This is a genomic window from Bacteroidota bacterium (genome assembly GCA_019637975.1).
Classification (GTDB): domain Bacteria; phylum Bacteroidota; class Ignavibacteria; order UBA10030; family UBA6906; genus CAADGV01.
In genome coordinates this window covers 1-12675 of record JAHBUR010000035.1, presented here as the reverse complement: position 1 = coordinate 12675, position 12675 = coordinate 1, and the positions used below count along the sequence as shown (strand labels likewise).

11 protein-coding genes are annotated in these 12675 nt (G+C 53.6%); 1 reads left to right on the top strand and 10 read right to left on the bottom strand.

Annotated elements, in window-relative coordinates; all coding sequences use genetic code 11:
- Window positions 1-5 precede the first annotated feature (5 nt).
- Window positions 6-923, bottom strand: coding sequence for a hypothetical protein (locus KF749_15760; protein MBX2992609.1), 918 nt, complete (start codon window positions 921-923; stop codon window positions 6-8).
- 244 nt (window positions 924-1167) lie between these two features.
- Between KF749_15760 and KF749_15755 the strand changes: the two genes are divergently transcribed.
- On the top strand, window positions 1168-2610 hold the full coding sequence (locus tag KF749_15755; GenBank protein ID MBX2992608.1) for an O-antigen ligase family protein: 1443 nt from the start codon (window positions 1168-1170) through the stop codon (window positions 2608-2610).
- 56 nt (window positions 2611-2666) lie between these two features.
- Here the strand turns inward: KF749_15755 and KF749_15750 are convergent, their stop codons facing one another.
- The 9 genes from KF749_15750 to KF749_15710 all read right to left on the bottom strand — a co-directional run.
- The gene (locus KF749_15750) at window positions 2667-4700 is read right to left on the bottom strand and encodes a polysaccharide biosynthesis protein (protein ID MBX2992607.1); all 2034 of its coding nucleotides are present in this window, start codon (window positions 4698-4700) and stop codon (window positions 2667-2669) included.
- Window positions 4697-5281 carry a sugar transferase gene (locus KF749_15745; GenBank protein ID MBX2992606.1) on the bottom strand — a complete coding sequence of 195 codons (585 nt, stop codon included), beginning with the start codon at window positions 5279-5281 and terminating at the stop codon, window positions 4697-4699. The genes KF749_15750 and KF749_15745 overlap by 4 nt, the downstream gene beginning before the upstream one ends.
- A gap of 109 nt (window positions 5282-5390) precedes the next feature.
- Window positions 5391-5945 (bottom strand): SIS domain-containing protein, encoded by a 555-nt coding sequence (locus tag KF749_15740; GenBank protein ID MBX2992605.1) that lies wholly within the window; start codon window positions 5943-5945, stop codon window positions 5391-5393.
- 20 nt (window positions 5946-5965) lie between these two features.
- A complete protein-coding gene (locus KF749_15735) occupies window positions 5966-7141 on the bottom strand; it encodes a DegT/DnrJ/EryC1/StrS family aminotransferase (GenBank protein ID MBX2992604.1) in 1176 nt (391 codons plus the stop codon).
- An 83-nt stretch (window positions 7142-7224) separates the two neighbouring features.
- Entirely contained in the window at window positions 7225-7947 is a 723-nt protein-coding gene (locus KF749_15730) for a class I SAM-dependent methyltransferase (protein MBX2992603.1), read from the bottom strand.
- Window positions 7944-9014 carry a glycosyltransferase gene (locus KF749_15725; protein MBX2992602.1) on the bottom strand — a complete coding sequence of 357 codons (1071 nt, stop codon included), beginning with the start codon at window positions 9012-9014 and terminating at the stop codon, window positions 7944-7946. The genes KF749_15730 and KF749_15725 overlap by 4 nt, the downstream gene beginning before the upstream one ends.
- Window positions 9001-10401, bottom strand: a complete 1401-nt coding sequence (locus tag KF749_15720) for a phenylacetate--CoA ligase family protein (GenBank protein ID MBX2992601.1) — start codon at window positions 10399-10401, stop codon at window positions 9001-9003. Before KF749_15720 ends, KF749_15725 begins: the two co-directional genes overlap by 14 nt.
- 39 nt (window positions 10402-10440) lie before the next feature.
- A complete protein-coding gene (locus tag KF749_15715; GenBank protein MBX2992600.1) occupies window positions 10441-11589 on the bottom strand; it encodes a glycosyltransferase family 4 protein in 1149 nt (382 codons plus the stop codon).
- Window positions 11589-12675, bottom strand: a 1087-nt coding sequence (locus tag KF749_15710; protein MBX2992599.1) for an O-antigen ligase family protein, incomplete at its 5' end; no start/stop codon positions are given. The genes KF749_15715 and KF749_15710, both read right to left, overlap by 1 nt.

Below are 12675 nucleotides of genomic sequence, written 5' to 3'. Positions count from 1 at the left end.
TGTGTTCAATACCTTCGTACGCGGATGCTCGAGACTCCGGCTTCCGCTTTGATGTAGATTTTCTTGTCAGTTGTATCGAAGTTCTTTGTGCGGTAGCGATTGCTTCCCGCCTTTTCGAATCCTGAAAAACTCTTGCTCGAAAGCCCCGACTCGACGTAGATTTCACACGCTGCCTCTTCGGGGATGGCTATCCTTACCGATGATGCGCCTGATTCGATCCGGCACTGCATATCCTCGACGACGGGCATGCCGAGTTTGAGCCGCAACGAAGCCGCGCCCGCATCGACATTCAAACGCGAAATCTTGAACGGGCTCAGATCGAAATCGACTTCAGCCGCCCCTGCATCCACATCAATATTCCATACAACTTCCGGATTGAGTTGAATGTCGGCTGCATTCGGCACATGGTTGAATCTCCAACTCTTCACATGTACTTTTCCCTCCGGTTTGAAACGAAGGTGAATGTCGTCGCCGGAAGATTCACGGTCAAGAACAAATCTGCCGAGGGTGGTCTTCACTTTCGCACGAAACAAGTCATCTGTTGCAGTATCAATCGTATACTTCCCTGCCGCTGCGTCGAGTGAGAACGAGGCCTTTGCAATTCCCGGAGCAAAGGGTTCGGAAAACTCCTGCAACTGTACATCAACGGCGTCATCATCAAACTCTGCGTGAATGGAATCGATCCACGAGAACGTGACGGCACCATACAGAAACACCGCCGCGACAACGCCGGCAAGTCCAGAAAGCATCCATTTCACCCGCGCATCTTTAAGCATAACGGCGAGACCGATACATACAAGGACCATCGGCCAGAACTTCCAGATATGCGCCCAACCGAGGTTGATATCCGTGTTGCGACCGACGAGGAACAGCACACCAAACGCCACGAGGAAGATTCCCCAGAATGCACGGGATGGTTTCATGATTGGTTTTTGTTTTGTGAATCGGGTTACGAATAGTTTCAGCGTGTAGTACGGAAAGCAGGCGCGGAGGTTACGCCTGAACCCGGGTGCCTGTCACCGATGTGCATTATTGCGGCATCATCCCAAAAGGAGTATATTGTGATGGTTTTTCCCGATTACAGAAAACGAAAATCGACTGCGTTGAAGATTTCCACACCGACATTCTCGCACATTTTCCAGAGTCATTTCTATACGAATCCACTCCATGGCTGAGTTGTTGCGGGAGGCATGGCCCGCGCGAGCGGGTAACAAAGCGATAGCCTATTGGGTCGCAAGCGCCCTCGTTACGTTGCTGTTTGCCAAACTTGCCGCAGACTCCGGTCATCAGTCTGTTGCCTTGTTACTGAGGATCGTCTCGTTTAGTACGGTCGGCTGGATTGCTTTCCAGCGCCCGCAATGGGGCATAGTGATTCTGGCGGGCACGCTTCCGGTCGAGATGTTGCTTCCGCCGGTGAAGTTCGCCACATCCATGTATCCTGTCATGGGCGGGGCAACGTTGGCAGGATATGTTGTTCACCATCTTCTCATAAGAAAAGAACATCCCGCCTTCACCTGGCCGCACCTGTTTGCCGTCCTTTTCCTCCTCTGGATATCGGTCAGCAACCCCGCAGCTGCCTTTACACGCGGGGGCTATCTCTGGTTCATGACATTCCTCCAGTTGACTATTTTTCTCTGGCTTACAACGCAGCTCATCCGGACTGAGCGGGAGAGACTTCTCATACTTTCCGCATTCACCGGATCAGCGGTGCTTTCCGCATTATGGGCTCTTCCCCAGGTACAATTCGGCATTGACTCGGCGACATCGTTGCGTGCCGGGGGGCTGACAGGCGGCCCCAATATTACCGGAGCCGTGTACGGCATTGGCGTTGTTTTCCTGTTCCATCTTGCCACAATCTCCGACAAGTTGATTGTCCGGCTTGGAGCAATTGTGTTCTCCGTTGTGTTGTTTGCCGGGCTTGCATCCACAGTTTCGCGAACGGCGCTCATAGCCCTGATTCTCGGACTGCTCTTCCTTTTCTTTACAGATTTTCAAAGGATGAAGAAACAGAAGCTGCAATTCGTCATCCTCTTTGTTCTCGTTTCGCTGATCTGCATACCGTCGGGTTTTTGGCAGATAGCCTCGGGTATTCTCACTTCAATTCTCACCGGAACGGATTCCATCGGCTTCAGATACATGCAGTGGGAAGCCGCCCTGAGCATGTGGAAAGACAATCCCTGGGCAGGGGTTGGCATAGGCCAATTCAGGTATGCCGTCGTGTTTTACGGTGAACAGTTTGTTCCATTCTACGGACTCGGATACGGTGCGCATAATATCGTGCTCGCATTGATGACCGAAACGGGACTGGTTGGCACGATGCTGTTTATGATGATGATCACTGCGTCATTTGCCTCGTTGTTCCGGTTTTTCAGGGAAGAAAGTCCGACACGGCGCCACTTTGCCGCCATGTGGTTGACTGTTTCACTGATGGCGTTATTCAGAGGCGTAACAGCGGATACGCACTTCGAAAAAATGCTCTGGCTGTTTGTCGGATTTCACGGTAACCCTGTCAAACTTGGACTGCTCGCATCCTTTGCAACCAAAGTTCGCAAATTAGTAAGCCCCGCAAGAAGATCTCTTCTCAGTCCGGTTCACACTGAAATCCCTTAAAACAACAAAGCCCGCTGCTAAGCGGGCCCTGTGACGTTGATTCGAGTGCTTACGGCTCACCGAGCCGCGACTTGGTTCTGGACTTCCTTTTGATGAATGACACTTTGTCGGCCTAACGGAAGCACATGTTCTTCACGCGAGTCAGTTGCTGCCTTGCGGCCCGTGGTGTATTCAGGAACGAGATCCTTCAACGCCTGTTCGAGACTCGATTCGGAACCTGTATGTGCCTGCTGCACAAGCTTGCCTAACAACGTTTGAAAATGCCTGTTCACGAATGTCAATTTCGGCGAGGCAATCCGCGTTGTTCCTTCACGCAACGCCGAACTGAATCCGTTGCGGCAAACAAGAATCTTCTCGTGCTGTGACCGCTCCACGCGCTCGGTCGCAAAGAATAACTCTTCTGAGAGCTTCTCTCCTTTGCGCAAACCGATGAAGGAGATGTCGATATCCTTTCCTTCTTCGTAACCGCTCAGCCTGATCAGGTCACGTGCGAGATCCACAATCTTGATCGGCTCGCCCATATCGAGCACGAATACTTCCCCGCCCTCGCCCATGGTTGCGGCCTGCAGCACAAGCTGAACGGCCTCGGGGATGGTCATGAAATAGCGTGTGGCTTTCGCATCTGTGACGAGTACAGGTCCACCCTCCGCAATTTGTTGACGGAAGATGGGGATGACGCTGCCGCTGCTTCCGAGTACATTGCCGAACCGGACGCTCACAAATGGTCGTCCGGTACGCTCCGCGGCTTCATGAACAATCAGTTCGGCAATCCTCTTCGTCACTCCCATCACGCACGTCGGATTCACCGCCTTGTCTGAAGAGATCATGAGGAATCTGTCAACATCATACTGATCGGCAAGTTCGACAAGAACCTGTGTTCCGAGAACGTTGTTGGTAATCGCTTCAGAGATGTTTGTCTCCATCAATCCGACGTGCTTATGAGCTGCTGCGTGAAACACAACATCGGGCCTGTACAAAGCGAAGATTTGCTTCATCCGGTCCTTGTCACGAATGTCACCGATAACGGAATGAAAACGTGTTGCAGGCAATGTACCATTCGAATGCCGTCGCAGCTCGCCGGTGATATCGAAAATGGAATTCTCTCCGTGCCCGATGAGAATCAACTCACCCGGATGGAATGCGGCAATCTGCCTGCACAGTTCGGCTCCGATCGACCCGCCGGCACCGGTGACCATCACACAGGAGCCCTTCAGCATCCGGGCAACTTCTTCCGTATCGGTCTCCACAATGCCCCGCCGCAGCAGGTCTTCAATCTGCACGTCGCGCAGTTGTGTCACTTTTGCCGCTCCGCTGAGCATCTCGAAGATTCCCGGGATAGTCTTGCTGGGAACATGTGCATCTTTGCAGAGATGGACAACATTCCGGATTGTCTTCCCGTGGGCAGTTGGCATGGCGATGATCACTTCCTGGACATTCAACTCCTTGACGACACGCGGAAGCTCATTCAACGATCCGATAACCGGCACACCGTGAATGCGGACGTGCAGTTTTCTTGCATCATCATCCAGAAAACCCACCGGCTCAAGAGGAACATGCGGATTCATTTTGAGTTCTTTAAGGATGAGCGTACCGGCAACGCCGGCGCCAACGATGAGTGTTCGTTTTTTCTGTTCCGGAGTACGCTGCGGTGCTTCCCGATACTCAAGACCCATACGGAGGAGGAAACGGAAGCCGCCGGTTGCAATCATCGTCAACAGTCCGTCCATGACGGGAAGCGAACGGGGAAAATCGGGTTGGATGAAACCGGCGGGACGAAGGATCGCGACGAAGACGATGAGTCCGAGAATCATTGAAGCGACGTTGGCGACAATCACTGTCCCGAGTTCGTCAACGCTCGCATAGCGCCAGTACCGGTTGTACATGCCCGCGGGGAAGAACACCAACAACTTCCACACAAGAGATACGCCGGTGTAGATGGCTATGGGGAGAAGGTACGTGCCTGCCAGCATCACGGTGTCCACACGCAACAGCAAGGCAATGGACGGAATAAGGAAGAACAGCAACAGGTCGAACCCGAACACGTGTCTGTTGCGTATCCCCTCGGCAAAGAAATACAACCGCTTTTTCATGTGAGAATCCCCCCAAGAGTTTTCAGTATGATCCCGATGTCGCCAGCCAGGCTTCTCTTCCGCAAATACGCGAGATCCAGAGCGAGTTTTTGCGGAAGCACATCACGAATATAGCGCTCATGCCAGTCGGGACCGGTCAGGAACGCTTCTTCGTTGCGATATCGAAGCGACGCCGGACTTGTTATGCCCGGCCGGAACGCGAGAATACGCAGTTGCTCATCATTGTACAGTGCCACATAGCGCGGGTCTTCGGGACGTGCACCGACGAAACTCATCTCCCCTTTCACAACATTGATCAGTTGGGGTAACTCATCAAGCTTGTGTTTTCTGAGAAACGTTCCGACGGGTGTGATGCGTAAATCCCCTGAAGCTGTGATGGCCGCTCCCAACTTCTCCGCATCCGGCACCATCGTCCGGAATTTCACAACGCCGAACAGCCTGCCATCTTTTCCGACCCTCGTCGCACGATAGAAGACCGCTCCTCCATCGTGAATTTTGACGAGTACTGCTATGAGAACAAAAAGCGGGGATAGAGCCAGAAGACCCATCCCCGCGAACATCCCCTCAAGTATTCTCGGCATTCAGAACAGACTCAAGTAACGCTAAGCAATACTAAAGTTACGTGATGCAGCGCAAGCGTGGTGCATTGTTCCTGCGGATAATATATGCAATTCCCCCTGAATTTCAGGCTCAGTCGATATTCGAATGGCGCGACCACATATCGGCATGCGAACGGTGTGTCTCCGACATCAGCATGAGAACAAGTAAATCAAAGAGAATCTGCAGAGACTGTTCAAACAATGTTGCCATCGGCTGGATCGAAGTGCGGCCTTCGGTCGGGCCGGACTTTGTTTGTGTCTTCAATTCGATGAGAACATCGGCAAGTCCGCCGATGCGCGACTGTGTTGTCGCTGTGATCACTCCAATCTGCGCCCCGTTCTTCTTTGCCATGTCTCCCACATCAAATGTTGTTTGAGTTTCGCCTGAACTCGACGCTACGATGACGAGATCACCCGAACCGACCGGCGGAACCGTGGAGTCTGTTGCTACATACGCGGTTCTGCCCAAATGTCCTAAACGCATGGAGAACGCTTTGCATGACAGTCCAACCCTTCCGGCACCGTGAACAACAATAGTTCGCGCCGAGAGAATGGATTGCGCGAGTTGACGTACACGTTCCTCTTCGACTGCATCAAGGACGAGCCTGATTTCCGAGGTGACAGTCTCTATGAGATGATGATACACAGCCTTACTGGTCGCTAAGGTTACAATCTATCGGCAACATCCAGAACAGCATCCACAACATCCTGCACATCCCTGTCGGACATTTTCGAGTAAACCGGGAGCGATATCTCCCGCAGGTATTCAGCATAGGCCACAGGATAATCCTCCGGCGTATAGCCGTACGTCTCCCGATAGTACGGATGAAGATGTAACGGAATAAAATGGACACTCGTTCCAATGTTGCGGGCTTTCAGTTCCTCCACAAACTTCGCTCTGAAATTGCCGATTGCTGACGGCCGACTGCTGGCAGCCACGTTAACCCTCAACATGTACAAATGCCACCCGTGACACGGATCGGAATCGGGAATTTGGAATTTGGGATTTGCGCGAAACGCCCTGTTATACGCTTCGGCAATTTCTCTCCTTCGCGCCAGCATGCTGTCGGACTTGCGGAGCTGTGCAAGGCCCATTGCCGCGGCAACGTCCGTCATATTGTACTTGTAGCCCGGCGACGTGATTTCGTAGTACCAATTGCCTTCAGCGGTATAGCGTTTCCACGCATCGCGGCTTATTCCATGAAGTGCCATCACGCGGCACCGGTCGGCAAGGGCATCGTCGTTCGTGCAGATCATTCCGCCTTCGCCTGTTGTGATCGTCTTTGTGGCGTAGAAGCTGAAGCACACTGCAGCCGAATCCGATTCTCCCCCGTTCCACTTGCTGAACGTCCGCGGATCAGCGTGCGCGGCATCTTCAATCACCGGAATGCCCCGCCCCGCTGCAATCTCTCCGATGCGTTTCATGCGGGCAGGATATCCCGCGATGTGTACAGGAAGAATTGCTTTAGTCGACGATGTAACCGCCTCTTCAAGGAGATCGGCGTTGATGTTGAACGTTGCCGGATCAATATCAACAAACACCGGCTTCGCATCAAAGTAGCGTATCACCTCGGCGGTTGCGGCAAACGTGTAGGGCGTCGTGATCACCTCGTCCCCGCTCTGAAGCCCTATCGCTTCGAGAGCAAGATGCATTGCGGCGGTACAGGAGTTAACGGCAACGGCATGTTTCGCTCCGACAACCGCTGCAAACTCCGCTTCAAATTGCCTTGCCTTGGGCCCCGTTGTGATCCAACCGGATTCCAACGCTTCTTTCACTTCCTGAAGTTCGCTTCCGTCGATATCGGGAAGGGCAAACGGCAGGAAGGTCTGTCGCTGTTTCATTGGCTTAATCACAATTTGTTCAGGAGATGCTGTCATTCTGATTTCTGATTTCTGATTTCTATCCCCCCATCAACTATCAACCATCAACGACAATCCTTCACCAACACCGCCAGCAAATGTGTCCGAAGGAACGGCAACGCGCCAAGCATAGTGGCAAGCGTCCAGCTCATCCGGGCGACGGGTCGTGCTATCGGCGGTGCAAGAGTCAGACTTCTTGTCTCTCCCGATAATGCCGGAAAGAGTGAGCGCAATTCCTTCTTCGTTACCTTCTTCACATTTGCATTGTTCGGATTGTTGAACGTGAAGTCGTACCACAATAACGCTCCGCCCGGAGCAAGCACACGCGTGATTTCGTCGGCAACCTGCCGTCGTACCTCTTGATCAAGAATCGATGTAAAGACAGTGGAGGCAACGACCAGATGGAACGATTCATCCGGCCAGGGCATACCTGCCGCATCTCCGACACGCAAGTCCGCTGCCGGAAGGAGTTGCCGTGCAATGCCGGCACGTTGTGCATCGAGTTCGATGCCGCTGATGTTCGTTTCGGGAACTCCCCAGCCGATCAGATCACTCAGCCAACCTGACGTTCCGTATCCAACCTCGAGACATCTGCTGCTTGCATCGGGAAACACTCCGCGTTCATGCAGCATCACGGAAGCAAACCGCTTGCGTTCCGACAACGTCAGCCACACATCAGGCTGCCACGGCGCATATTTGTCCGGCGAGATACTCCCGCTGCGTCGTCGGTATTCGGATTGTATTCTTTCCGATTCAGTAAGAAGTATGTCCCTCGCGGTGCCCATCATTTTGTCTCAAGAGAGGCCTGCAATTCGCGGCGTTCCGGCACCCGCCCGACACGATCACCCCACCGATTAACGAATCGGAAGAGTCCCGTGAGAAACCCGGCACCGTAGGACATATGCAAGATCGCAAAGACGATCGGCAATAAACCGGCAACACGCCAGCCGAGTCCTGCTCCGGTCATAATGGAAGCAATAAGATTCGCGGCAAGATACAAACCGAACGGGATTCCAAACACGATCATTCCCAAAAAGCTGAACGGCATCATCGCAACTCCCGCCAGCAACGTTCCGACAAATAGCGGCGGCACAAACTGACGCAACTGCATCTGTCCCGGCAACTTTTGCATTACGCGTACTTTCCAGAATCCGTACTGGAAATACTGGCGCCAAAGGGACCTCAGCGAACTTCTGCTGTAATATGTCGATCTGACGTCTGCGGCAAGAAGGAGCCTTGCTCCCGACGACCTGAGCCGGTAGTTGTACTCGTCATCCTGATTGCGAACCAACTCCTCGTCGTACAGACCTGCCCGTTCGATCAAATCGCGCGTGTATGCCGGGAACGCTATGGTATCAACAAAGCGGGTTTCATCCTTCAACACCCTGAAGCCCGAATCGCCGACGCCGAATTTCGAACTCATCGCGGCGGCGATTGCCTGTGCAACGGGGGTTTGACCAACCGTTGTAATCGGCCCCCCAACTCCGTCAACGCCGTTTTTCTGCAGATGAGCAACGCATTTGCGGACGTAATCGGGAGCAATCTCGCAATGGCCGTCAACGCGGATAATAATCTCCCCTGATGATCTCCGTATCGCTCTGTTCAGTGCCGTCGCTGCGATGCGTTCCGGATTGTCAACCAGAAAGATGTTGGAATGACGCTGCTGATATCTCCCGATAATTTCCCTCGTTCCGTCGTCAGACATACCGTCTGCGATGATGATCTCCAGCAGGCCGGCGGGATATTCCTGGCCAACAACTGCATCAAGACACCGTCCGATGAAATCGGCTTCATTGCGCACGGGCATGATGAGACTGACGCGGGGCTGCGCCCCGGAAGTGTCAGGTGAATTCATGAACGGGACTATTCTTCACTTTCGAAATAACCGCACGGAACTTGCCATTCTTCGTCCGTTCAATGCGATCAACCAATTCCACATCAATGTGCATCGGGCCTACGCGTTCTGTCAATCGGCGAACGATTTCAGAGGAGTGTTTGCCGTTGAACGGTGCGGAGGGGACAATCCTCACACGAAGGCGATCGTGCTCCTCCTGAATAATCTGCGCTTCGATCACGGGCAGATCGGCTTTGAAGACAGGATCGAGCCGGCCAACAGATCTGCCGTCGGGCGTGACAATGGCATCATCCGATCTCCCTTCAATACTTTGTATGATGGGAAGACAACGTCCGCATGCACAATCCGACGAATCTGATAATGTAATCCTGTCGCCGACTTCATAACGAACCAAAGGCATGTCGGAATTCAGCAGGCCTGTTGCAATAAGTCGCCCGCTTTGTCCGGCCAAGACCGGCACATCGGCATCATCCTCCAACACTTCACACACGCCGGCCTCCGGCCACAGATGCATTGTGCCTTCCGTACATTCACTCGCTCCGCACGTATATTCAGCCATACCGTAGGTGTCCCTCACCGGACAACCAAAGCCGCGCGCAATGCTTTCACGCTGGTAGTCATACAACGGCTCGGCATTGCTGATGACCAATTGGATGCCGGGAGTCGGAATACCATGCCGGCGCGCATGTTGAGCCAGTGCCGCAAGGGCGGATGGATATCCGAGGATGTATCGAACCCTGTATGTTCTGAGTGCCGAAAAATAATCACTGACCGTGCGGGCGGAAATGTGATAGGCCGAAAGATAGAGCTGCTTCAACGCCGCATTCCAAACCCAATACGGCGGCCGGACCTGGCGTACCGGAGCAACAAGCTGTCCGCCGATAATTGCCCACCTGTCATTGCGGGAGAAGCCGTTCCACTCCCTCACGCGTGCATCAAACAACGCGTACCACTGCCGGAGAGTCTCCCGGGAATGAAGAAGAGCGAGCGGGGTTCCGGTGGTGCCGCTTGTTTGTTCGCGGTACATCTTGTCCGCGTCGCAATCATCGGCAACGAACGCCGCAGGATTCCGACGCACCGTTTCCTTTTTAAGGACGGGCCAGTTCTCCAGAACTTCACAGGAGGAATTATCCCCGGCACGTCGGCGGCTCTCCCACATCGCGCGGTAGCAGGGGACTTTTGTCGCAGCACGGTGAAGGATGTATGCAAGCCGGTCCTTCTGCCATGCATTCCAGCGATCAGCAGACCATCCGTCACGCTCCAGAGCCGTATCTACAAGCCCGGTTGTTTTCCTGCCGTAGCGCCATTGCCGGACCCGCAATCCGTACGCCGATGCAGCCAACACACGGAGAGGGTAGGGGGAGTTATCGTAGAGGAGTTTAAGCAAACTCAATTGCACACCTTGAAACACAATGCCGCGCGACACTTATCCATTGCTGTGGAGTGATGTGAAGATTCTTTTCCACTCAAGCATGATATTCGACCAATCGCATTGCTCCGCTTTTCGGCGGGCATTTTGTGAAAGTCGGCGGGCCAGATCAGGTTCCGTGAGAATCCTGCGAATTGCCCCGGCCATGCGTGCGGCGTCATTCGGCTCCACAAGAAGTGCCTCGTGGTCATTCTCCAGCAAATACGGAATCCCTCCAACATTCGTCGTTACAACACACAGGCCGCATGCCATTGCCTCAAGGATGCTTATCGGAGTGTTATCTACATTCGTGGTGTTCACGAAGAGATCTGCGTTGCTTAGGAAACCCGGAACCTCCTTGTTTTCCAATCGCCCTGTGAAGACGATGTTCCGCTCAACCCCAAGTTCCCGCGCCGTCTCTTTCACGCGTTGAAAACTGCCGTCACCCTTATCGGGCCCGGCCATTGTGAGTGTCATATCGGGGAACTCACTCACAAGCAGCGATAAGATCTGTGCAGCGAGTGCCGGATTGTACGTTTCATGAAACGACCTGAGCCAAACAAGACGCGGCCTGAGGAGCTCGCGATGCCGGTATGCAAAGAGTCGTGTATCAACCGGGTTGGCGATCAGCGAAATATCTTTGCGGAACTTCAGCATGGCGTCTCGCATATATCCCGACGGCGCTATGACCACATCCGCCGACAGGAGTAACCGTCTGACGCGTCCCGGCCAACGTGCCGCAAAAGACGGGAGGTTGCCTCCGTGAAGCGAGAGAACAAAAGGCTTCCGCATTAATGCAAGAATCATAGCCGCCGTTTCTGCCCACAGAAATGCGGTTCCGCTGTACACCGTAATATGCGCGATGTCGAACCGGTTTCTGTCCACAACAATTCTTCGTACGATCGATCCGAGACGTGCAACTTTGTTCGCCCGATCCGACGCCCTGATGATATTCCATCCCTCCTGTTCGAGTCTGTCGGAAAGCTCTTCGACAAACTGGCGTGTGTATCCCCGTTGCGAGAGGAAGTTCCCCACTTGCAGTACGCGTACACGCTGTTCATCGGCACTTCTGAGCTCTGGACCTGGAATCTCCTTCCCTTCCTGCAACGAGCCGGGCACATACGTGAGCAGAGATTCGGCCCGCTTTTGTGATACCGCGTTCGTCATCAAACGTGTATGCGATGCGCCGATGTGTTACTTTGTGCTACCATGTTTGCGTGGGGTTGAGACGCGGTATGTTGTGCCGCCCTCTCCTGCGACAATCTCATTTGCACCATTGCGAGCCCGAACAGGAATGGCACTGCCCCGAGGCGCATTGCCGAATGCGTCATCTCGGCTAATGACCAGGCAAGGAATCCAGCCACCAGAGCTTGCTGTTGAATAGAAGCACAACGCGAATACGCGCGCCATGCCATCAAAAACAAGATGAACAAGGCAACCAACCCCGCAATTCCATGCTCCGACAGCAATCGGCTGAACTCTGTGTGAGCGGCTATCCTCATTCCTGTCCAATCCTTCTTTGCTCTCAGCCCTGCCGACATCCCTGGGCCGGCACCAACCCAAGGGTTTTCGGCCCAGACTTCCAAATCCAACGCAACTATATCAGCCCTGTGTGTCGTGCTCACATCCTGCAGCCTTTTGTCAACAGCGCCGTACGTATAGGAATCCAACTCGGGCACGATATAGTATCCTCCTACGAACAGCAGAACTCCGGCGGCCCCGACAAAGATACGTCTCTTCTTTGCGTCACGCAACAAATGCATACCGACAATAACCATACAAAGAACCGATGCAAAGAGGCCGCCACGTGACAAAGTCAGTGTCGCTTGAGACAGAAACCAGAGTGTAAGCGCAAGAACGACAATGACTATATGCTTCTCCCGGCTCAGTACCGCCAATAAGAAGCAACTTAGTGCACCGAGCCCGAGAATTGATGATACTTGGTTCGGCCCGTAGCCCCCGCTGGAAGCCAAGTTTGAGCCGAGACCATAGTAGATATCCGTCGTGAGAACCGAATTTAGCGCGATGGTTGCAACGCCGATTGCCGGAATCGCAAGCATCCAGAGCAAAGTACGTATCTCATCCTCTTCGAGCAAATATTGGCGGAAAAACAGCGCGGCGATCGCGAGACAGAGGGGACCTGAAAGATTGAAGCTCAACCCGCTCAGCGCCGACTGTGAAAACCCGAGTCCCTCCAACGTGAGCGGAACTGAAAGAACCAGAAGCAAGATGTAGAGCAGGGGAAGTCCGAAC

What these genes read in the sequence shown, in the direction of transcription:
- KF749_15735 (MBX2992604.1), bottom strand. Translation starts at nt 7,141, where the DNA reads ATGAAACAGCGACAGACCTTCCTGCCGTTTGCCCTTCCCGATATCGAC.
- KF749_15755 (MBX2992608.1), top strand. Translation starts at nt 1,168, where the DNA reads ATGGCTGAGTTGTTGCGGGAGGCATGGCCCGCGCGAGCGGGTAACAAA.
- KF749_15730 (MBX2992603.1), bottom strand. Translation starts at nt 7,947, where the DNA reads ATGATGGGCACCGCGAGGGACATACTTCTTACTGAATCGGAAAGAATA.
- KF749_15745 (MBX2992606.1), bottom strand. Translation starts at nt 5,281, where the DNA reads ATGCCGAGAATACTTGAGGGGATGTTCGCGGGGATGGGTCTTCTGGCT.
- KF749_15750 (MBX2992607.1), bottom strand. Translation starts at nt 4,700, where the DNA reads ATGAAAAAGCGGTTGTATTTCTTTGCCGAGGGGATACGCAACAGACAC.
- KF749_15725 (MBX2992602.1), bottom strand. Translation starts at nt 9,014, where the DNA reads ATGAATTCACCTGACACTTCCGGGGCGCAGCCCCGCGTCAGTCTCATC.
- KF749_15760 (MBX2992609.1), bottom strand. Translation starts at nt 923, where the DNA reads ATGAAACCATCCCGTGCATTCTGGGGAATCTTCCTCGTGGCGTTTGGT.
- KF749_15715 (MBX2992600.1), bottom strand. Translation starts at nt 11,589, where the DNA reads ATGACGAACGCGGTATCACAAAAGCGGGCCGAATCTCTGCTCACGTAT.